Below are 21,582 nucleotides of genomic sequence, written 5' to 3' on the forward strand. Positions count from 1 at the left end.
CTTGGTCGCGGTCGTATCAGTCATGGCTGGCCTCACCGGGCCCTTTCGAAGATGGAGGAGGCCGCGTAGGGGAAGAGCTCGTTGGCCGGGGTGGTGCAGCCCGCCTCGAACTCGGCGCGGAATCTCTGAATGCCGGTCAGGACCGGGGTGGCGGCGGCGTCGCCCAGGGCGCAGAAGGAGCGGCCCGCGATGTTGCCGGCGATGTCCTCCAGCTTCTCCACATCCCCGGGCAGTCCCCGGCCGGCCTCCAGGCGCAGCATGATCTGGCGCATCCAGTAGGTGCCCTCGCGGCAGGGGGTGCACTTGCCGCAGGACTCGTGCTGGTAGAACTCGGTCCAGCGGGCCACCACGCGCACCGCCGAGACGGTCTCGTCGAAGACCTGGAGGGCGCGGGTGCCCAGCATGGAGCCGGCGCCGGCCACGGACTCGTAGTCCAGGGGGACGTCGAGCTCCTCGGGGCCGAAGATGGGGGTGGACGAGCCCCCGGGCACCCAGAACTTCAGCTCGTGGCCGGGGCGGATGCCGCCGGAGAGCTCGATGAGCTCGCGCATGGTGATGCCGAAGGGGGCCTCGTACTGGCCGGGGTGGGCCACGTGGCCCGAGACGGAGAAGATGCCGTGGCCCTTGGACTTCTCGGTGCCCATGGCGGCGTACCACTGGGCGCCGCGCGCCAGGATCGCGGGCACCGAGGCGATGGTCTCCACGTTGTTGACCACGGTGGGCCGGGCGTAGAGGCCGGCGACCGCGGGGAAGGGCGGCTTGAGGCGGGGGTGGCCGCGGCGCCCCTCCAGGGAGTCCAGCAGCGCGGTCTCCTCACCGCAGATGTAGGCGCCGGCCCCGGCGTGCGCGGTGATGCGCAGGGGCTGGGAGCCGTCCAGGCCGAAGCCGGTGGCCAGCAGGCCGGCCTCGGTGGCCTCGCGCACGGCCCCCAGGAGCCGGCGGTAGACGTGGGCGACCTCCCCGCGCAGGTAGACGAAGGCGTGGTCGCAGCCGATGGCCCGCGAGGTGATGGCGATGCCCTCGATGAGGGCGTGGGGGTTGGCCAGGATGGTGGGGATGTCCTTGCAGGTGCCCGGCTCGGACTCGTCGGCGTTGACCACCAGGTAGCGGGGGCCGCCGTCGGGCGGGGGCAGGAAGGACCACTTCAGGCCGGTGGGGAAGCCCGCTCCCCCGCGTCCGCGCAGCCCGGAGTCCTTGACGATGCCCACCAGGTCCTCGGGGCCGAGCTCGCGTGCACGGGCCAGGCCCTGGTAGCCGCCGTGGGCGCGGTAGGTCTCCAGGCTCCAGGAGCGCTCGGCGTCCCAGATGTCGGTCAGGACGGGGGTGAGGGTGCCGGGGGCCGTGAAGGCGGGGCCCTGGGGGTCCTGCGGCTCGTTGCTCGTCTCGCTCACTTGCCCTCCTCCTTGGGCGCGGTCCAGTCCTTCTCCCGGGCGATGCGCAGGCCCCGCAGGGTGGGCTCGGCGCCGCCGGGGCCCTCGTCGCCGTGCCCGTCCTCGAAGCCGGCCAGGAGGCGCTCGTTGTCCTTGAAGGTCGGCAGCACCTCGGGCCCGCGGGTGGGGCTCACGGCCTCGCCGCGCTCCAGGGCGCTGACCAGGGCGACGGCGCTCTGGGGGGTCTGGTTGTCGAAGAACTCCCAGTTGACCATGACCACGGGGGCGTAGTCGCAGGCGGCGTTGCACTCCACGCGCTCCAGGCTGATGGTCCCGTCCTCGCTGGTCTCATCGGAGCCCAGGCCGGTGTGCTCGGCCACGGCCTGCCAGATCTCGTCCCCGCCCATGACGGCGCACAGGGCGTTGGTGCACACCCCCACGTGGTAGGTGCCCGAGGGGTGGCGGCGGAACTGGCTGTAGAAGGTGGCCACTGCAGAGACCTCGGAGCGGCTCAGGGACAGCCGCTGGGCGCACAGCGCGATGCCGGCGGGAGAGACGTAGCCGTCCACGGACTGGATGAGGTGGAGCATGGGGATGAGCGCGCTGCGCTCCTGGCCCACGGGGTAGCGGGCGATGATCTGCTCGATGTCGGCCTCCAGGCGGCCGGCGGCCTCGGGGCTGTAGCCCAGCTCCCGGGCCGGGCCGGGCTCGGCCGGCGCCTGGTCGCGGGTGGCCACGGCGTTGTTGGTGGCGCTGTCGGTGGTGCTCATCAGCGGTCCACACCTCCCAGGACGGGGTCGACGGAGGCCAGGGCGGGCACGAGGTCGGCGATCATGCCGCCCTCGCCCATCATGGCCACCGACTGCAGGTTGGAGAAGGAGGGGTCGCGGAAGTGGACCCGGTAGGGGCGGGTGCCGCCGTCGGAGACGGCGTGGACGCCCAGGACGCCCTTGGCGTGCTCGATGGTCTGGTAGACCTGCCCGGCGGGGACCCGGAATCCCTGGGTGACCAGCTTGAAGTGGTGGATGAGGGACTCCATGGAGCTGCCCATGATCTCGCGCACGTGCTCCAGGGACTGGCCCTGGCCGTCGGTGGCGATGGCCATGCGGGCGGGCCAGGCGATGGTGGGGTCGGCCACCATGGTGGTGTTGGAGGGGTCGTCCCCGCGCGCGGAGATCTCATCGAGGCGCTCCAGGCACTGGGAGATGATGACCAGGGACTCGTAGCACTCGTCCAGGCGGATGCGCAGGCGGTTGAAGCAGTCGGAGCGGTCGTAGACCGGCACCTCGAAGTCGTAGGTCTCGTAGCCGCAGTAGGGGCTGGTGCGGCGCAGGTCCAGGGGGTAGCCGGCGGCGCGCAGGCAGGGGCCGGTCAGGCCCAGGGCCAGGCCGCCGGCCAGGCTGATCTCTCCGACCCCGATGAAGCGGGCCTTGAGGATGGGGTTGGCCATGAGCAGCAGCTCGAGCTCGTGGATGTCGTTCTTGATGTCGGGCATGACCGAGCGCACGAAGCCGGTGAAGCCCTCGGGCAGGTCCTGGGCCAGGCCGCCGGGGCGGATGAAGGCGTGGTTCATGCGCAGCCCGGAGACCATCTCGAAGGCCTTGAGGATGTTCTCCCGGGCCCGGAAGGCGATGGTCATCAGCGTGGTGCCGCCCATCTCGTTGCCGCCGGTGCCCACGGCCACCACGTGGGAGGCGATGCGGTTGAGCTCCATGAGCAGCACGCGGGTGACGGTGGCCTTCTCGGGGATGTCGTCGGTGATGCCCAGGAGCTTCTCGACGGCCAGGGCGTAGGCGACCTCCTGGAAGAAGGGGGCGACATAGTCCATGCGGGTCACGAAGGTCTCGCCCTGGGTCCAGGTGCGGTACTCCATGTTCTTCTCGATGCCCGTGTGCAGGTAGCCAGTGCCCACGCGCACCTCGGTGACGGTCTCGCCGTCGACCTCCAGGACCAGGCGCAGCACGCCGTGGGTGGAGGGGTGGACCGGGCCCATGTTGACCACGATGCGGTCGTTGCGCAGGCGGTCGGCCTCGTCGCGCTCGGCGATGCGGGCGGCGATCTCATCCCAGTCCCCGCCGTTGGCGGTGAACTGCTCGGCGCCCTGGGCCAGGTCGTCGGTGGCGGGCCCGGTGGCGTGGAAGGCAGAGGTGGGGGTGCTCATCAGCTGTAGGACCTCCGGGTGTCGGCGGGCGGGGTGGTGGCCCCCTTGTACTCCACGGGGATGCCTCCCAGGGGGTAGTCCTTGCGCTGGGGGTGGCCCACCCAGTCGTCGGGCATGGCGGTGCGGGTCAGGGAGGGGTGCCCGTCGAAGACGATGCCCATGAGGTCCCAGGTCTCGCGCTCGTGCCAGTCGTTGCCGGGGTAGATCGCGACGATGGAGGGGATGTGGGGGTCGGTCTCGGGGCAGGCGACCTCCAGGCGCAGCTGGCGCCCGCCGTGGGTCAGGCTCATCAACTGGATGCAGGCGTGCAGCTCACGGCCCGTCAGACCGGGGTAGTGGACCCCGCTGACGCCCAGGCACAGCTCGAAGCGCAGGTCCTGGTCGTCGCGCAGGTGCCGGGCCACCGCCAGGAGGTGCTCGCGGGCGATGAACACGGTGAGCTCACCGCGCTCGATGACGACCTTCTCAATGGCGGCGGCCGGGTCCACCCCATCCTGGGCGAGGTCCTCGGCGAGGTGGTCGACGACGTCGTCGAACCAGCCGCCGTAGGGGCGGGTGGCGGCGGGGGCCAGGGTGATGGTCTCGGTGTGCAGGCCGTAGCCGGTGGTGTCGGAGTCGGGGGCGCCGAACTGGCCCGAGCGGGTGGCGATGACCTCCAGGGCCAGGTCGGGGCGCACGGGGGTGCCCGCGATCTCGGGGACGGCGGGCGGCTCGGGCGCGGCGGGGGTCTGCGGGGAGGGGGTGGTCTCGCTCATGCCAGCAGGCCCTTCATCTCGTGGGTGGGGGTGGCGGACAGGGCGGCGGCCTCGACGGCGCGGGCGATCTCCTCGCGGTGCTTGAACAGGGGCTTGCGCTCGATCTGGCGGGTGAGCTCGAGCATGGCGTTGAGCAGCATCTCGGGGCGGGGCGGGCAGCCGGGCAGGTAGATGTCCACCGGCACGATGTGGTCGCAGCCCTGGACCACGGCGTAGTTGTTGAAGATGCCGCCGGAGGAGGCGCAGGCGCCCATGGAGATGACCCACTTGGGCTCGGGCATGGAGTCGTAGACATTGCGCACGATGGGGGCCATCTTGTGGGAGACCCGGCCCGAGACGATCATGACGTCGGCGTGGCGGGGGGAGGCGCGGAAGACCTCCCAGCCGAAGCGCGCCATGTCGAAGCGGGGGGTGCCGGCGGCCATCATCTCGATGGCGCAGCAGGCCAGGCCCATGGTCACCGGCCACAGGGAGCGGGCCTGGGCCAGTCCCGCCAGCTTCTCCACCGTGGTCAGCAGGAAGCCGGGCGAGTCCACCTCGGCCGCGGCCTGGGCGGCCGGATCGTCCCGCTTGGAGGGGATGGACGCCATGAAGGCGTTGTGCTCTTTCATGCTCATATCTGTGCCTGCCTTTCCTGCGCTCGTCTCCCCAGCCTCAGTCCCAGTCCAGTCCGCCGCGGCGCCACTCCAGGATGTAGGGCACGGTGATGAGGGCGATGAAGACCAGGGCGGCGCTCAGGCCGAAGAAGCCCAGGCGGGCGAAGGCCGTGGCCCAGGGGTAGAGGAAGACGACCTCGACGTCGAAGATGATGAAGGTCATGCCCACCAGGTAGAAGGAGACGGGGAAGCGCCCGTGCTCGGTGTTGGCGGGGGTGGGGTCGATGCCGCACTCGTAGTTGGCGACCTTGACGCGGTTGTGGCGCGTGGGGCTGATGAGGGCGCTCATGGCCAGGCCGCCGACGGCCACCAGGAGGGCCACTGCCGCCATGATGAGCAGGGGGGCATAGGGGTTCATGCTGCGGGCACCATCCTTGTCAGGAGCTGGATGAAGTGGTCGATGGAGTCGCCGCCGCGCCGCTCCCAGCCGTCGGACAGGAGCTTGGTGACGATGCGCATGAGGTGCTTGCGGGGCAGCCCGTGGCGGGTGCACAGGCGCATGACCTCGGGGTGCTCGATGAGGGAGACGAAGACGCGGCCCAGGGTGTAGTAGCCGCCCATCTCCGCGCTCAGAGCCCGGGGGTACTGGGCCAGGGCCTGCTCGCGCCCGGAGGCGGTGGAGCGGGCGGCGGCCTGGGCGGCGGCCTCGGCGGCCAGGCGCCCGGACATGAGGGCCTGGGCGATGCCCTCGCCGTTGAAGGGCGAGACCATGCCCCCGGCGTCGCCCAGGAGCATGAGGCCGTCGGCGTAGTGGGGCTTGCGGTTGAAGGCCATGGGCAGGGCGGCGCTGGCCAGGCGGCCCACCTGGTTGTCGGGGGTCAGGCCCCAGGACTGCGGGACGTTGCGCATCCAGGTGGAGAAGACGCTCTTGTAGTCGATCCGGGTGGTGGCGGCGCGCGAGGAGACCGAGCCGAGCCCGACGTTGACCAGGCCCTCCCCCACCGGCCAGATCCAGCCGTAGCCGGGCAGGAGCTCGGAGGCTCCGGCGGGGCCGTCCCACAGCTCCAGGTGGGACTCCATCCAGGCGTCGTCGGCTCGCGGGGAGCGGAAGTAGGCGCGCACGGCCACGCCCAGGGGGCGGCGCTCGTTCTTGGTGCGGCCCACGGCGGTGGCCAGGCGGGCGGAGACTCCCCCGGCGTCGATGACCAGGGGGGCGGTCAGGGTGGCGGGGGCCTCGATGCCGGGGTAGGTCACGCGGGGGGTGGGCTTGGCCTCGACGCCGGTGATGCGCCCGGTCCGGCTGGTGCGCGGGGCGGTAACGGTGACGCCGGTCAGGAGGCGGGCGCCGGCGGCGGCGGCGTGCTCGGCCAGGTCGCGGTCGAGCAGGGCGCGGGGGCGGGCCAGGCCGTAGGAGGGCAGGGAGGCCTGCTCGGGCCAGGGGAAGTGGAGGCGGTGGCCGCCGCCGATGACGCGCAGGCCGGAGTTGCGCTGCCAGCCGGTGGTGTCCATGCCCAGGCGCACGAGCTCGCGCACGGCCGAGGGGGTCAGGCCGTCGCCGCAGACCTTGTCCCGCCCCAACTCGTTCTTCTCCAGGAGCAGGACGTCGAGGCCGGCGGTGGCCAGGTGGCGGGCGGCAGAGCATCCGGCGGGCCCGGCGCCGACGACGATGACGTCGGCACTGGCTCCCGGGCTGCCTGTGCTTGGGCTGGCGGCGCCTGCGGGCTGGGTGGCCTGAGTGGTCACTGAGTTCCCCTCTTTCCCTGCTCGGCACGACGACGCCGGCCCCGCGATCTGCGGGCGCCGCCCCAGACACTACCCAGGACGGCCGCGGGCCTGGAGCGCCCTGGATGCCGAGGGCGGCGACCAGGGGTTTTCAGCGCTATCGCGTCATTGGGGTGCTGCGGTGGGGCCGGGGGCGGGTCGACGGGCCTTCTTGAATTACGTCGCACAAGGATGACGAATATATGACGCGCACCATGGGACGTGGGTCCCATGGCGCGTCGTGGGTAGGGGCGAGGGCGGGCGGTCGGGGTGGGGCTTACGTCCGGCCGGGCGGGTCCGGCCGGGCGGGGCGTGGGGGCCTGCCGGTGCTCCGCGAGCACGTGCTTGAAGCCATCCGGCCGCCGGCGCCCGGCCTCACCCCCCCCCTACGATCCTCAGCCGCTGGTGCGGCGACGGGCCCTGGCCTTCCCGCATGATGCCGCGAGGCCGGGAGCTGGACGATGCTGGCGGAGCGCAGCAGCCGAGATGCCGCCCCGCCCTTGGTGCTGCCGTGGCTGCGCACCACCGATGCGCAGCCACTCCCTCCCGCACTGGCCGTCGCCTCGGCCGTTCCGGTCCCGGAGGCCACTGGCCCGGGAGGGCCCGGGGATGTCGGCGTCAGCGCCATCACCGACCTGGCGGGGCTCTGGGCGCGCAAGCAGCGCCCGTGCCCACCCAACCGGCTTCATCATGCCTATGCCACCGAGTCCGATTCCTGACAGCCCATCATTATTTATTCTTTCATCCCGCCCCAGCCGTCCTACGAGGAGTTGAGGCCGCCTCGTTAGGGGTCGCATACTCAATACCGGGGGCTGCTGAATCTGGAGGATATCCCGTCAGTTCCTGCTCCGGCTTGGACGCCTGCTCCACAACGCCTTTGACCGAAGCCTCCACCAGGGCCTTGGCCTGCGGTCTTCGATCAACGGCCTCCACCGGTCCAAAATACTGCATCTCGACTATCAGCACGTGATCATCAGGGTAGTGCCACATCGCAACCGATTGCCGCCCACTGACAAACGTCAACCCCTCACCCTCAACCCCTTCAATACTGAACTCCTCGGCACTCTCAAGAGCCTTCGCATCATCAAATACCGGAGGAGGCTCCGACTGCGGCACAGCGATAACTTTATCAATAATACCGTCAGGCTCATACCAGACAGTCACATGAGGATCCTCAGCAACTGAGGAATATATAGTACAATACAAAGTCGCAGTCGCAGGATCCACATCCCTTCCATCACCCGGACTATGCGAATAACTTACTTGCGTTACGGTAAACTCTAAGGCCTTCCCCGCCTCTGACGGGGAAAGAAAACCACACACCTTGACATCCTCGGGCAGACCCGTCGGAGAAGAGGGTGACGACGACGTCGCCTCCACCGGTCCTCCCACACAGCCCGAAACACTCAAAGCCACCACAGCGCCGACCGACAGACACCAGGAGCTCACAGAACGAACCATCCCTACCATCTCAAAAATCACCCTCCCACCCCCGCCCTGGAGCCCCACAGACATCGAGCGCGACAAGTAGACCCGAATCGAACTCGTCGGAGATCCCTCGACCCGAGTCGAGCCGATTGAGTCACTCGCGGGAGCCAGGAATAGCATTCTGCCTACAATCATCCCGGATTAGGGGTCGCATACTCGATACCGGGCGCTGCTGAATCTGGAGGATACCCCGTCAAATCCTGCTTCGGCTTGGAGGCCTGCTCCACGACACCACTGACCGAGGCCTCCACCAGTGCCTTGGCCTGCGGTCTTCGGTCAATAGCCTCCACCGGTCCAACAAATTTCATTTCAACGATCAGGACGTGATCATCAGGGTAGTGCCACATTGCAACCGACTGCCGCTTGCTGATAAGCGTCAACCCCTCACCCTCAACCCCCTCAATACTGAACTCCTCAGCACTCTCGAGACCCTTCGCATCATCAAACACCGGAGGAAGCTCCGACGGCGCCACAGGGATAACGCTATCGATAATACCGCCAGGCTCATACAAGACAGTCACATGAGGATCCTCAGCAACTGACGAAGATATACCACAAAACAAAGTCGAAGTCGCAGGATCCACATCCCCTCCATCGCCAGGACGATGCCAATAACTTACCTGTGTTATGGTGAAGTCTAGAGCTTTCTCCGCCTCTGACGGGGAAAAAAAACCACACACCTTGACATCCTCAGGCAAGCCTTTTGGCGAAGGGGAGGCCTCTCCAAGGCGACCGGCCTCCGCACACCCCGAAATACCCAACACCACCACAGCACCGACCAATAGGCACCAAGAGCCAGCAGAACGAACCATCCGCAACACCTCAAAAATCCACCCTATCACCCCGCTCTTGAGCACCACAGGCACCGAGCGCGATGATTGATAGAAACCCGAATTGAACTCGTCCGTGTTCCCTCGACCCGAGTCGATCCGATTGTAGTGACTTGCGGAAGTCAGGAATAACACTCTCCCTACAATCATCCCGGATTAGGGGTCGCATACTCGATACCGGGCACGCCCGAATCCGGAGGATATACCGTGAACTCTTGAAGTGGCTTAGAGGCCTGCTCCACCACACCATTGACTGACGCCTCCACCAGAGCTATGGCCTGCGGCCTCTGATCAGCCGCATCATCAGATTCAGCATGCCCAATCTGCACAATCAGCACGTGATCATCAGGGTAATGCCACATCGCAATCGAACGATTTTCCTCAATCAGCGTCAGCCCCTCACCTTCCACACCATCAATATTGAACCCCTCAGCATTCTCAAAAGTCTTGGCATCATCAAACACAGTCACCTGCCCCACACCCAAATACACAACCCTATTAATCAGACCCCCAGGCTCATACATCATCGTCACATGAGGATCGTCGGAACTCTCAGAAGCCATATAGCAGTACAGTTCTTCTGTCCCAGACTCCTGCTCCGCCCCACTTGCGGGACTGTGACTATATCCCATTTGAGTGACCACAAATCCGAGAGCTTTCTCCGCCTCAGACGGCTTAAGGAAACCACACACCTTGACATCCTCAGGCAAGCCTTTTGGCGAAGGGGAGGCCTCTCCAAGGCGACCGGCCTCCGCACACCCCGAAATACCCAACACCACCACAGCACCGACCAATAGGCACCAAGAGCCAGCAGAACGAACCATCCACAACACCTCAAAAATCCACCCTATCACCCCGCTCCGGATCACCACAGGAACCGAGCGCGACAAGTAGACCCGAATCGAACTCGTCGGAGATCCCTCGACCCGAGTCGAGCCGATTGAGCCACTCGCGGGAGCCAGGAATAGCATTCTGCCTACAATCATCCCGGATTAGGGGTCGCATACTCGATACCGGGCGCTGCTGAATCTGGAGGATATCCTGTGAGCCTCTGCCTGGGTTTGGCAGCCTGCTCCACAACACCGTTGATGGAGGCCTCCAGGAGCGCCTTGGCCTGCGGCCGCTGGTCCGTGATGTCCTTCGAGTGAGAGAAACTGATCTCCACGATGAGGACGTGATCATCGGGGTAGCGCCACACCGCATAGGAGATACCATCATTGATCAGCGCCACCCCCTCACCCTCAGCCCCATCGATGGCGAACAGCTCCGCCCCCTCGACATCCTTGAGATCATCGAAGCGCGGCGGCCGAGGATCCTCCCCCGGAATAATCATCAACACCTCACGAACATTCCCACGAGGCTCATACAGCATGGCCGTATGTCGCAACCCATCCCCTGAGACCACGATATCACAAGAAAGAGACGCATCAGCAGACTGATCACCCGGACGATGCCTATAGAAGAACTTATCCACGGCAAACCCCAGAGTATCCTCTACCTGAGACGGAGAAAGGAAGCCACACACCTTGACATCCTCGGGAATTCCCGTGGACGATGGAGAAGGCGAGGCCGCCCCACCAGAACCAGGCCCCGCACACCCCGAGACGCCCAGCACCACCACAGCCCCCACAGACACCCACCACGCACCAGCACCACGGAACCAGCCCCACAGCCTCAACATCTCCCCACCATACGACGAATCAGCCCCCGACAACACCACATGAGACCCAGCATCATCCCTCCCAGGAACTCGCCGTGAAGACCCTCAGCTCCCGCCCGATGACTCTGGATGAGGAGTCGCATGCTCGACACCAGGCGCCATCGAATACGGTGGATACACCGTAGGCTCCTGTCGCGGCTTGGCGGCTTGCTCCACCACACCATGGACCGAGAGCTCGATCATAGCCTTGGCCTGCGGCCTGCGATCAACCGGATCACTAGAGCCACGAAACTGTATTTCCACGATGAGGACATGGTCATCAGGGTAGTGCCACATCGCGATCGACCGGCGCTCATCAATCAGCGTCAACCCCTCACCCTCAACCCCCTCGATAGTAAACCCCTCAGCATTCTCAAACGCCTTAGCATCATCAAACACAGGAATGTCACCATCAGCCCCAATAGGAGCAACCTTGTTAATATATCCGCCAGGCTCATACCATAAAGATACACGAGGATCCTCGGGCGCCCCAGGCGTCAGACCACAAAACAGGTACTCAGTCCCTGAATCTCTTTCCCATTCAGTTCTTGGACTGTGGCTATATGTCATTCGATCCACGACGAAGCCAAGAGAATTCTCGACTTCAGAGGAGTTGAGAAAGCCACACACCTTGACATCCTCAGGAATCCCCGTTGACGAAGGCGAAGGCGAGGCCGCCCCACCAGAACCAGGCCCCGCACACCCCGAGACGCCCAGCACCACCACAGCCCCCACAGACACCCACCGCGCACCATGAACCAGCCCCACAGCCTCAACGCCTCCCCACCATACGACGATTCAGCCCCCGACAAGACCGCATCAGAGGCAGAGCCACCCTCATCTGGAACCAGACCGCCATGATCACCCAACCGAAGGCTCCGCATTTGGCGTATGATACTCAAGGCCTGTCATCTCAAGGTCCGACGGATACCATGTGAGTTCCTGTTTCGGCTTAGACGCCTGTTCGACAACTCGAGTAACGGCACTCTCCAGTAGAGCCTTGGCCTGCGGCCTACGATCAACAGACTCCACCGCTCCGATAAATTGCATTTCCACGATCAAGACGTGATCATCAGGGTAGTGCCACATCGCAATCGATCTGTGCTCATCAATCAGCGTCAACCCCTCACCCTCAACCCCTTCAATGCTAAACTCCTCGGCACTCTCAAGAGCCTTCGCATCATCGAACACAGGAGTAGGCTCAGACGGCGCTACAGATACTACTTCATCAATGACGCCGGCGGGCTCATACCAAACATTCACATGGGGGTCTTCAGTGCCAGATGTCGACGTAATATCACAGAACAGACTTGCGGTCGAAAAATCCGATTCCCCCAGACTCCCTGGACTGTGCTCATACATCACCCGCGCTATAGTAAATCCAAGAGCACCCTCTGCCTCCGACGGCTTGAGAAAACCACACACCTTGACATCCTCGGGCAGACCCGTCGGAGAAGAGGGTGACGACGACGTCGCCTCCACCGGTCCTCCCACACAGCCCGAAACACTCAAAGCCACCACAGCGCCGACCGACAGACACCAGGAGCTCACAGAACGAACCATCCATACCATCTCAAAAATCACCCTACCCCGCACCCCGCTCTGGAGCCCCACAGACATCGATCGCGACAAGTAGACCCGAATCGAACTCGTCCGTGCTTCCTCGCCCCGAGTCGGGCTGATTGAGTCACTTGCGGGAGCCAGGAATAGCATTCTGCCTACAATCATCCCGGATTAGGGGTCGCATACTCGATGGCGGGCGCGCCCGAATCCGGAGGATACGCCGTCAACTTCTGTTTCGGCTTGGCGGCCTGCTCCACCACGCCGTTGACGGAGGCCTCCAGGAGCGCCTTGGCCTGCGGCCGCTGGTCCGTGATGTCCTTCGAGTGAGAGAAACTGATCTCCACGATGAGGACATGATCATCGGGATAGCGCCACACCGCATAGGAGACACCATCATTGATCAGCGCCACCCCCTCACCCTCAACCCCATCGATGGCGAACAGCTCCGCCCCCTCAACATCCTTGAGATCATCGAACCTCGGCGGCCTCGGATCCTCCCCCGGAATAATCATCAACACCTCACGAACATTCCCACGAGGCTCATACCACAACCTTACAATTGGCCGAACATTCCCTAAAGTCGCGAGACCACAGTAAAGGTCAGAATTAGCCGCCTGGTCACCCGGATAGTGACTATAGGAAAAATTTTTCACAGCGACCCCCAACGCCTCCTCCACCTGCGACGGCTTGAGAAAACCACATACCTTGACATCCTCAGGCAAGCCTTTTGGCGAAGGGGAGGCCTCTCCAAGGCGACCGGCCTCCGCACACCCCGAAATACCCAGCGCCACCACAGCACCGACCGACAGACACCAGGAGCCCACAGAACGAACCATCCCTACCATCTCAAAAATCACCCTACCCCGCACCCCGCTCTGGCCCCGCACCCCGCTCTGGAGCCCCACAGACATCGATCGCGACAAGTAGACCCGAATCGAACTCGTCCGTGCTTCCTCGACCCGAGTCGAGCCGATTGAGTCACTTGCGGGAGCCAGGAATAGCATTCTGCCTACAATCATCCCGGATTAGGGGTCGCATACTCGATACCGGGCGCTGCTGAATCTGGAGGATACCCCGTCAAATCCTGCTTCGGCTTGGAGGCCTGCTCCACGACACCACTGACCGAGGCCTCCACCAGGGCCCTGGCCTGCGGTCTTCGGTCAATAGCCTCCACCGGTCCAACAAATTTCATTTCAACGATCAGGACGTGATCATCAGGGTAGTGCCACATTGCAACCGACTGCCGCTTGCTGATAAGCGTCAACCCCTCACCCTCAACCCCCTCAATACTGAACTCCTCAGCACTCTCAAGACCCTTCGCATCATCAAACACCGGAGGAAGCTCCGACGGCGCCACAGGGATAACGCTATCGATAATACCGCCAGGCTCATACCAGACAGTCACATGAGGATCCTCAGCAACTGACGAAGATATACCACAAAACAAAGTCGAAGTCGCAGGATCCACATCCCCTCCATCGCCAGGACGATGCCAATAACTTACCTGTGTTATGGTGAAGTCTAGAGCTTTCTCCGCCTCTGACGGCGGAAGAAAACCACACACCTTGACATCCTCGGGCAGACCCGTCGGAGAAGAGGGTGACGACGACGTCGCCTCCACCGGTCCTCCCACGCAGCCCGAAATACCCAGCGCCACCACAGCACCGACCGACAGACACCAGGAGCCCACAGAACGAACCATCCGTACCACCTCAAAGAATCACCGAATCCACCCTGTCCTCTCACCCCGCTCCGGATCACCACAGGAACCGAGCGCGACAAGTAGGTCCGAATTGAATTCGTCCGTGCTTCCTCGACCCGAGTCGGGCCGATTGAGTCACTTGCGGGAGCCAGGAATGACACTCTGCCTACAATCATCCCGGATCAGGGGTCGCATACTCGATACCGGGCGCTGCCGAATCTGGAGGATATCCTGTCAGTTCCTGCTCCGGTTTGGAGGCCTGCTCCACGACACCACTGACCGAGGCCTCCACCAGGGCCTTGGCCTGCGGTCTTCGGTCAACGGTCTCCACCGGTCCAAAATACTGCATCTCGACGATCAGCACGTGATCATCAGGGTAGTGCCACATCGCAACCGATTGCCGCCCACTGACAAACGTCAACCCCTCACCCTCAACCCCTTCAATACTGAACTCCTCGGCACTCTCAAGAGCCTTCGCATCATCAAATACCGGAGGAGGCTCCGACTGCGGCACAGCGATAACTTTATCAATAATACCGTCAGGCTCATACCAGACAGTCACATGAGGATCCTCAGCAACTGAGGAATATATAGTACAATACAAAGTCGCAGTCGCAGGATCCACGTCCCTTCCATCACCCGGACTATGCGAATAACTTACTTGCGTTACGGTAAACTCTAAGGCCTTCCCCGCCTCTGACGGGGAAAGAAAACCACACACCTTGACATCCTCGGGCAGACCCGTCGGCGCAACCGAAGGTGAAGGTGAGGCACTCCCGGAAACGTCAATCTCGGAGCAGCCCGAAAGCCCTAGTGACACCATCCCGAATAGCAGTATGCAACCGATCGTGCACATTATTCGACGACCTATTTTCATCATCCCTACCTTTCTCACTTGTTTCCGTCATTGTAACCATCATTATAGGCACGTCTCCGCGCATTTTTCATATCCTCCAGAATTGGATCGCCCTCTTTTTCAGGTGAATTAACGACAGCCTCCCAGTCATGCATCTGCTGATACGCCTCTTCTGTATCCCTAACATTTGAGAGATCAATCCTATAACTGCCATCTTCGTTCTGGGTGATCCAACTGTACTGATGACCATCCGGATCGGTCACATGTTCAAAATCACTGGGGTTGAGTAGTCCCGCGCTCGCTGCATCCCGTACCGACGCTGCCCACATCCCGTCCGACATGTAGTCCGGCGCGGCCGACTCGATTTCCGCCGCCTTCCCCTGGTCCGCAAGTACAGGCACCGCCAACGTGCTCCCTGCAGACCAAGCGGTGCTAACCGCAGGAGCTGCAGGACCACTGACAGCGCTCACCCCAGCCCCCACCACGGTGGAGAACACATTGAGAGCAGTCTGCGCGGATTGTGACTCGGCCTGCATCTTTTCCTTGTTCCCCTCATTCACAATATCGGCCTTAGCGTCCGCCATCCCCGCCAGCAGACCAACAGCATTCGCGCCGCGATCATAGGCGCGATCAATTTTTTCTCTCTGCAGATCAGGTTTCCCTGAATGAGTCTCAACGCCCACCTCCGCCTGTCTCTTCGCGTATTCACCAAGCGTGGCGGCAATGGTCCCTGTCGCAGTAGAGTTGTCAGCAACACGCCGCATGAGTTCCTCGACATGTTCTCCTTCAGCAACTGGCATGATAGTATTTGTGTCAGGATCCAAAAAACTACCGTCATCAGCAACCTGAGTCAGCTCTGCAGGATTGTTCGCCAACAACAGGCCGATACGCGCCTTGGCATCATCAGTGTATTTACTCTCCTCAGTCTTCGTTGCGAAATCATGAATCGCATTACCGGAAAGAACACGCGCTCGCTCGGCTTCATCAGCATTCTCCGAACCCCGAAGTGAGGACACCGCCGCCACCGCAGCTGTGAAGCCCTCAAATCCTTGCTCATCCCACGTCCGCTCCATCAGCCGATTGTAGCGAGTCAGATCCACCTCTGATGGAGACTCCCCCTCAGGGGCGATGAACCTGCTCGCCGCCTCGGCATTGCCGCCCATGGCATCCAGCACTCCCGCCAGAGGATCGAACGACTGCTCAGAAAAATGCTCGCCAATGGCAGCCTTTGCATACTTTGAAACATCGCCATAACCGGATTGGTACGCGCCATCATTCTGAGAATCCTCCACTGCCCGCTGCACCTTCTCAAGATCGACCTTCTCCATCTCCTCCCCCATGGAGACCAGGAAGTCCGTTCCGAAGCGCAGGTCGGTGACGCCATTGCCGTCAGCATCATGCCCGCCGATCATGGCATTGAGCACAGTGATGCGACCATACTCGCCCCTCTCATCAACAGAGGAACGAATATCCTCAGCAACATTCTGAGCCTTATCTGCACTCCATGTTCTCGACGATGTCGCGAGCATCGTACCCAACAGATCCGCAAGCTCAGGACCCGCATCAGGCCTCACATTCACCTGGCCTCCAGAGCCGTAAGGGCTTTGCTGCATGAAGATTCCGTCAATAACCAACGGCAACCCGGTGAGATTCTCAGCACCAATCGTATCAATGAAACTGTTGGTGTGATTCGAATTTGATTTATTAGCCTCCATCGAGGCGATCACTTCATCATAGGTTCGACCGTCCTTCGTCTTATTTTTTCCAGACTTGGCCAACTGCTGCAGATCATGAGCGTCGGTAGCACCCTGCGCCCACTGATCGAAGCCTTCTTTCGACTCGATCGTCACCCCTTCGGGAATCTCGCAGGTGATCGTGCCGGTCTCCTTGTCCTTGACCCCGACACCGTTCTGGTTCAGTTGGACGATCTTGTCCTTGATGTTCTTGATGGTGGTAGCACGATCGGCCACCGTCCTCGCCGCCTCCGGCACCGCCTCATAAAAATCAGTGAATTTCAAGTACGGATCCCCGTGAGACTCCGAGTCCGCGTCCAGCAGAACATTGACTCGTTTGCACTCATCCGCCATCGCCTGGAGACTATCAATTTTCCTTTGCAGTTTCTCAGGGTCAAGAAAGATCGAGGCCATTACTGTCCATTCCTCTCGTCGTCACAGGACACTGTCGTCAGGTACTTCCGCACCGGCGTTGCGCTACCCCGCGCCATTGATCTCAGCCTGGATGCCGCTGCTCAAACCGGTGAACAAGGAGGCGAGCGCATCCACCTCATCCTTCGCGAGGTTCTTCATCTCCAAAGCAAGCGGACCCGTCCACGTATCGTCGGCATTGATCCCCTTGGACAGATCCTCACCTGGCTGGGCGCCACCACCATCAGGGGACATCGAGAAGCCCAGCCCGGCGTTCCTGCGGTCAACATCCGCCTTGAAGGCCTCCAGCTTCTCCTTATCCTTGGAGGCGTCATCAGTCGCACTACTACTACCACCGTCTGACGTCGGGGTCATGATTGATGCCATGAGGTCACGATCTCTCATTCGACTGCACGGGCACTTGCAGCGTAACCATAAGATCACAGAGAAGCAACGACCTCCGGAACTTATCTCAGCATGCGGCGGCGTTCAGGGTTTATCCAGTTCTGCGTTTTCGGCGTCATCACACCGATGAGGCGCCACCGCACCGTCGTCTGCGATGATGAGGCAATGAGCCCTTCCGCCAGCCGAGCCACCCTCGCCAAGGACCCGCGCGAGGTCGCCGGGATGTTCGACGCCGTCGCCCGCCGCTACGACCTGAGCAACGACGTCATGAGCCTGTTCCAGGTCCACATGTGGCGGGCCGTCACCCGCGCCGCCGTCGCCCCCGCCCCCGGGATGCGCATCCTCGACCTGGCCGCCGGCACCGGCACCTCCTCCGCCGAGTACGCGGCCGCAGGCGCCGACGTCGTCGCCTGCGACTTCTCCACCGGCATGGTCGCCGAGGGCCGCCGACGCCACCCCCGCATCAGCTTCGTCGCCGGGGACGCCACCGCCCTGCCCTTCGCCGATGAGTCCTTCGACGTCGTCACCATCTCCTACGGCCTGCGCAACGTGCAGGACACGCGCACCGCCCTGCGCGAGATGCACCGGGTGACCAGGCCCGGCGGCCGCCTCGTCATCGCCGAGTTCTCCACCCCCACCTCCCGCCCCTTCCGCGCCGTCTACCGCTACTACCTGGGCACCGCCCTGCCCGCCGCCGCCCGCCTCATCTCCTCCAACACCGCCGCTTACGACTACCTGGGCGAATCCATCCTGGCCTGGCCCGACCAGCAGTCCCTGGCCGCCCTCATGCAGCACACCGGCTGGCGGGGCGTGGGCTACAAGAACCTCTCCGGCGGCATCGTCGCCATCCACCGCGCCACCAAGCCCCAGCGCCCCTCGCCCAGCGCCAGCACGCCCGCCTGAGCACCCCCGCCCATGCCACGCCACCGCCCCCAGTCGCGCCCTCGCACGACCCCACCCGCACCCACGCTCGACGCCGAGGCCTGCCGCTCGGCACCGCCCCGCCTGTCCTTCCTCACCCGCCCCCTGCCCGAAGAGCTCCTGGGCACCCGCTCCCCCGACCTGCTCAGCCTCCTCGAAGGCCGGGACGACGTGACCTCCTGGGTGCACCAAGGCCGGGGCCTCATCGGCCTGGGACGCGCCCTGACCCTCACCGCCCGCGGCCCCCAGCGCATCGAGGCCCTGCGCAGTGCCTGGCGCGCGGTGGTCTACGCCTCCTGGTGGCGCGACCCGCTCGTGCGGCCCGGCACCGGGCCCGTCGCCCTGGGCACCCTCACCTTCTCCCCCACCTCCGCCCAGTCCTCCGTCCTCCTCATCCCCCACGTGCTTGTGGGCCTGGACGACCAGGGGGCCTGGGCGACCACCGCCGTCCCCGAAGGCCAGGAGCACCCCGATCTCGCCGCCCTCCTGCCCACGCTCGCCCCCGCCCGCCCCGGTGCGCCGCCGCCGTCCCCGAGCACCCAGGCCCACCCGCAGGCCCAGCGCCATCTCCGCCCGCGCCAAGGAACCCTGAGCGCCCAGCAGTGGCAGGCCGCCGTCATCGCCGCACAGGAGCGCATGCGCCGCGGCGAGGCCGACAAGGTCGTCCTGGCCCGCGACGTCCTCATCGACCCCCCGCCCACCATGACCACCGGGGACCTGCTGGCCCGCCTGGGCCGGGCCTACCCCACCTGCTGGACCTTCGCCGTCGACGGGATGGTGGGCGCCAGCCCCGAGATGCTGGTGCGCCTGGAGAGCCGGCGCCTGTTCAGCCGGGTCCTGGCCGGCACCGCCCGGCTCCCCCGCGGCATGGTGCCCCAGCAGCGGGCCCAGGCCGTCACCGAGCTCGCCCAGTGGCTGCGGGCCTCGGGGAAGAACACCCGCGAGCATGCCCTGGCGCGCGCCTCGGTGCTGGAGGCCCTGGAGCCCCTGTGCTCGGTGGTGGAGGCCCAGGAGCCCCACGTGCTGGAGCTGCCCAACGTCCTGCACCTGGCCAGTGACGTGCGCGGCGTCGTCGCCGGGGACACCGGGGCCCTGTCCCTCGTGGGCGCTCTCCACCCCACGGCCGCCGTGGGCGGGACCCCCACCGCGGCGGCCACCGGCATCATCGAGTCCGTCGAGGGCATGGACCGGGGCCGCTACGCCGGGCCGGTGGGCTGGGTGGACTGGCACGGGGAGGGCCAGTGGTGCATCGCCCTGCGCAGCGCCCAACTCGGGGCGCAGCCGGGCGGGCCCCTGCGGGCCTTCGGGGGCTGCGGCATCATGCCGGACTCCGACCCGGCCGACGAGCTGGCCGAGACCGAGGCCAAGATGCGCCCCGTCCTGGAGGCCCTGGCCGCCCTTCCCTGACCGGCGCGCAGACCGCGGAGGGCGGCCCGGGTAGGGCTGGACGGGCCCCGGGATGAGCCGGGCTCAGGAGTCGGGGCGCTCCACCAACGTGGCCTCCACGTCCTTCCTCTCCCCGTCGCGGATGACAGTGAGCTTGACGGTCTCCCCCGCCGAGTACTGGCGCACGAATCCGGTGAGCGCATCGGCTTGGGCCGTGGGCTTGCCGTCGATCGCGATGATGACGTCGTTCTCCTTCAAGCCCGCCTTATCCGCCGGCGCCCCGGACTCCACCTTGGTGACCTTGGCGCCACTGCGCACCTCATCGCCGACCTCACCCACACCATTGTCCAGCCCCACGCCCAGGTAGGCGTGGGTGGCCGAGCCGGAATCGATGAGCTGCTTGGCGACCTTATCGGCGAGGTTGACGGGGATGGCGAAGCCAATACCGATACTGCCCGGATTGTCCTCGCTGGCGGTGATGATCGAACTGGTCACCCCCACGACGTGCCCCCGCTCATCGAACAGGGGACCACCGGAGTTGCCCGGGTTGACGGCGGCGTCGATCTGGATGGCATTGGTGTAGACCGTCCCATCGCCCCCGGTGGACTCGCCCTTGCCCGTGACCACGGGCCGGTTGAGGGCCGAGACGATCCCGGTGGTGGCGGTGGAGGACAGGCCCAGCGGGTTGCCGATGGCCATGACGTCCTGCCCGGTGACCATCTCATCGGAGTTGCCCAGCTGGACGACGGTGAGGTCCTTGGGCGCGCCCACCAGCTCGATGACGGCCAGGTCGGTGGCCGGGTCGGTACCGGTGATCTCGGCGTCGTAGATGCGGCCGTCGGCCAGGGTCACCGCGACCCTGCTGGCACCGCCGACCACGTGATCATTGGTGATGATGTGCCCGGCCTTGTCGTAGATGAAGCCGGAGCCCTCTCCGCGCTGCCCGTCCTTCTCAATGGCGATGGCCACCACCGCGTTGGAGACCGCCGCGGTCACGCCCTCCCAGTCGGGGGTCTGCCCCTGGGTGGTGACCGTCTGGGTGGTGTCCCCGGTGGCGATGGCGGTGGGGGCGGAGGAGGCGGCTGCGGCAGGCCCCTGGCCCGAGTCGGTGGCCTTGACCACGGCCACCGCACCGGCCGAGCCCAGGAGGGCGGCGACGACCGTGGCACCCACGAGGGCCCCCCACCCGGGGCCGCGACGCTCCTGGCGGGCCTGGTAGCCGGCGTCGGCCGGGGCATAGGCCTGCTGGTGCTGGGCGGTGGGCGACGAGGCCCCCAGGTACGCCGGACCGGCCCCCGGCGCACCGGGAGCACCGGGGGCGGGGCCACCAGCCGCACCGGGGGCGCCCGCGGCACTGGCCGCATAGGGCCCCGAGGCGCTCGAGGCGGTCGAGGCGGTCGAGCCGTAGGCGCCGGTGGCGGCGCTCAGGCCCTGGGGGCGCGAGGAGGCGCGCGAGAAGTCGTAGCCGGCGGGGGTGGCGGGCACGCCCGTGTAGGGCGAGCCCGAGGAGCCGGACCCGCCGGGGGTGGGCGAGGGAGCGGGCCTGCCCGACGGCGGGATCGACGGCGGGGCGTAGCGGGAGTGGGAGTCCTGGGTCACCCCGTAGGACGAGCCCTGCGCCTGGGCACCGTGGGCCTGATCAGCACTGTGGGCCTGGCCAGCACTGCGGGCGTGGTCATGGGAGGGCTGGGGCTGCTGAGCCTGCTCGGGCGGGGCCTGGTGCTCCGCCTCCGAGCCGGTCTCCCCCTCCGGACCGCTCTCCGCCTGGGGGCCGGGGCTCTGCGGCTGGCGCCCATAGCCGTTGTCAGTGCTGTCATCGTGCGTGCTCAATGTCGTCCTCCCTGAGGCCCCAGGCCCTTACGTCAATCGAGCGTCAGAAAACACTCACGCCCTGGAGCGTTCCCGACCCCCGTCTGAGTCTTCACTGTGGATTCTGTAACTGTTG

Annotated in this window: 21 protein-coding genes; 2 read left to right on the forward strand and 19 right to left on the reverse strand. The window is 65.0% G+C overall.

Translation table 11 applies throughout. The features are described 5' to 3' along the window. Nucleotides 1-32: 32 nt before the first annotated feature. The 18 genes from nuoF to MANAM107_RS03020 all read right to left on the reverse strand — a co-directional run bounded on the left by nuoF (nucleotide 33) and on the right by MANAM107_RS03020 (nucleotide 17,312). On the reverse strand, nucleotides 33-1,391 hold the full coding sequence (nuoF, locus tag MANAM107_RS02935) for an NADH-quinone oxidoreductase subunit NuoF (RefSeq protein ID WP_223910889.1): 1,359 nt from the start codon (nucleotides 1,389-1,391) through the stop codon (nucleotides 33-35). Beyond that, nucleotides 1,388-2,140: an NADH-quinone oxidoreductase subunit NuoE gene (gene nuoE / locus MANAM107_RS02940; protein WP_223910892.1), complete on the reverse strand. Its 753-nt coding sequence runs from the start codon at nucleotides 2,138-2,140 to the stop codon at nucleotides 1,388-1,390. Before nuoE ends, nuoF begins: the two co-directional genes overlap by 4 nt. Further along, on the reverse strand, nucleotides 2,140-3,531 hold the full coding sequence (locus MANAM107_RS02945; protein ID WP_223910895.1) for an NADH-quinone oxidoreductase subunit D: 1,392 nt from the start codon (nucleotides 3,529-3,531) through the stop codon (nucleotides 2,140-2,142). Before MANAM107_RS02945 ends, nuoE begins: the two co-directional genes overlap by 1 nt. Continuing rightward, nucleotides 3,531-4,286 carry an NADH-quinone oxidoreductase subunit C gene (locus MANAM107_RS02950; protein ID WP_223910898.1) on the reverse strand — a complete coding sequence of 252 codons (756 nt, stop codon included), beginning with the start codon at nucleotides 4,284-4,286 and terminating at the stop codon, nucleotides 3,531-3,533. The genes MANAM107_RS02945 and MANAM107_RS02950 overlap by 1 nt, the downstream gene beginning before the upstream one ends. Beyond that, nucleotides 4,283-4,897 (reverse strand): NADH-quinone oxidoreductase subunit B, encoded by a 615-nt coding sequence (locus MANAM107_RS02955; protein WP_373314082.1) that lies wholly within the window; start codon nucleotides 4,895-4,897, stop codon nucleotides 4,283-4,285. The genes MANAM107_RS02950 and MANAM107_RS02955 overlap by 4 nt, the downstream gene beginning before the upstream one ends. 43 nt (nucleotides 4,898-4,940) lie before the next feature. Then, the gene (ndhC, locus tag MANAM107_RS02960; protein ID WP_179901774.1) at nucleotides 4,941-5,300 is read right to left on the reverse strand and encodes an NADH-quinone oxidoreductase subunit A; all 360 of its coding nucleotides are present in this window, start codon (nucleotides 5,298-5,300) and stop codon (nucleotides 4,941-4,943) included. Next, nucleotides 5,297-6,625, reverse strand: a complete 1,329-nt coding sequence (locus MANAM107_RS02965; protein ID WP_373314066.1) for a geranylgeranyl reductase family protein — start codon at nucleotides 6,623-6,625, stop codon at nucleotides 5,297-5,299. Before MANAM107_RS02965 ends, ndhC begins: the two co-directional genes overlap by 4 nt. A 759-nt stretch (nucleotides 6,626-7,384) precedes the next feature. Then, a complete protein-coding gene (locus MANAM107_RS02970) occupies nucleotides 7,385-7,807 on the reverse strand; it encodes a hypothetical protein (RefSeq protein ID WP_223910904.1) in 423 nt (140 codons plus the stop codon). Between the two features lie 455 nt (nucleotides 7,808-8,262). Further along, nucleotides 8,263-8,652 carry a hypothetical protein gene (locus tag MANAM107_RS02975; RefSeq protein WP_223910907.1) on the reverse strand — a complete coding sequence of 130 codons (390 nt, stop codon included), beginning with the start codon at nucleotides 8,650-8,652 and terminating at the stop codon, nucleotides 8,263-8,265. A gap of 455 nt (nucleotides 8,653-9,107) precedes the next feature. Further along, nucleotides 9,108-9,494 (reverse strand): hypothetical protein, encoded by a 387-nt coding sequence (locus MANAM107_RS02980; RefSeq protein WP_223910910.1) that lies wholly within the window; start codon nucleotides 9,492-9,494, stop codon nucleotides 9,108-9,110. Nucleotides 9,495-9,943: 449 nt separating this feature from the next. Next, on the reverse strand, nucleotides 9,944-10,642 hold the full coding sequence (locus MANAM107_RS02985; RefSeq protein ID WP_223910914.1) for a hypothetical protein: 699 nt from the start codon (nucleotides 10,640-10,642) through the stop codon (nucleotides 9,944-9,946). An 84-nt stretch (nucleotides 10,643-10,726) separates the two neighbouring features. After that, nucleotides 10,727-11,290 carry a hypothetical protein gene (locus MANAM107_RS02990; RefSeq protein ID WP_223910918.1) on the reverse strand — a complete coding sequence of 188 codons (564 nt, stop codon included), beginning with the start codon at nucleotides 11,288-11,290 and terminating at the stop codon, nucleotides 10,727-10,729. Nucleotides 11,291-11,521: 231 nt separating this feature from the next. Next, nucleotides 11,522-12,025: a hypothetical protein gene (locus tag MANAM107_RS02995; RefSeq protein WP_223910921.1), complete on the reverse strand. Its 504-nt coding sequence runs from the start codon at nucleotides 12,023-12,025 to the stop codon at nucleotides 11,522-11,524. Between the two features lie 359 nt (nucleotides 12,026-12,384). Beyond that, a complete protein-coding gene (locus MANAM107_RS03000) occupies nucleotides 12,385-13,080 on the reverse strand; it encodes a hypothetical protein (RefSeq protein ID WP_223910924.1) in 696 nt (231 codons plus the stop codon). Nucleotides 13,081-13,238: 158 nt separating this feature from the next. After that, on the reverse strand, nucleotides 13,239-13,628 hold the full coding sequence (locus tag MANAM107_RS03005) for a hypothetical protein (protein WP_223910928.1): 390 nt from the start codon (nucleotides 13,626-13,628) through the stop codon (nucleotides 13,239-13,241). 469 nt (nucleotides 13,629-14,097) lie between these two features. After that, nucleotides 14,098-14,487 (reverse strand): hypothetical protein, encoded by a 390-nt coding sequence (locus tag MANAM107_RS03010; protein WP_223910931.1) that lies wholly within the window; start codon nucleotides 14,485-14,487, stop codon nucleotides 14,098-14,100. 329 nt (nucleotides 14,488-14,816) lie between these two features. After that, nucleotides 14,817-16,928, reverse strand: coding sequence for a DUF6571 family protein (locus MANAM107_RS03015; protein ID WP_223910933.1), 2,112 nt, complete (start codon nucleotides 16,926-16,928; stop codon nucleotides 14,817-14,819). Nucleotides 16,929-16,991: 63 nt separating this feature from the next. After that, the gene (locus MANAM107_RS03020) at nucleotides 16,992-17,312 is read right to left on the reverse strand and encodes a hypothetical protein (protein WP_179900833.1); all 321 of its coding nucleotides are present in this window, start codon (nucleotides 17,310-17,312) and stop codon (nucleotides 16,992-16,994) included. A 183-nt stretch (nucleotides 17,313-17,495) separates the two neighbouring features. Here MANAM107_RS03020 and MANAM107_RS03025 point away from each other — a divergent pair, with 183 nt between their 5' ends. Both MANAM107_RS03025 and MANAM107_RS03030 read left to right on the forward strand, forming a co-directional pair. Further along, nucleotides 17,496-18,233 (forward strand): demethylmenaquinone methyltransferase, encoded by a 738-nt coding sequence (locus tag MANAM107_RS03025; RefSeq protein WP_223910936.1) that lies wholly within the window; start codon nucleotides 17,496-17,498, stop codon nucleotides 18,231-18,233. Between the two features lie 12 nt (nucleotides 18,234-18,245). After that, nucleotides 18,246-19,658, forward strand: coding sequence for an isochorismate synthase (locus MANAM107_RS03030; RefSeq protein WP_223910940.1), 1,413 nt, complete (start codon nucleotides 18,246-18,248; stop codon nucleotides 19,656-19,658). A gap of 63 nt (nucleotides 19,659-19,721) precedes the next feature. Here MANAM107_RS03030 and MANAM107_RS03035 read toward each other — a convergent pair whose 3' ends face one another. Continuing rightward, nucleotides 19,722-21,467 (reverse strand): S1C family serine protease, encoded by a 1,746-nt coding sequence (locus MANAM107_RS03035; protein WP_223910944.1) that lies wholly within the window; start codon nucleotides 21,465-21,467, stop codon nucleotides 19,722-19,724. Nucleotides 21,468-21,582: the final 115 nt, after the last annotated feature.

It is taken from the genome of Actinomyces capricornis (assembly GCF_019974135.1).
Lineage (GTDB): Bacteria > Actinomycetota > Actinomycetes > Actinomycetales > Actinomycetaceae > Actinomyces > Actinomyces capricornis.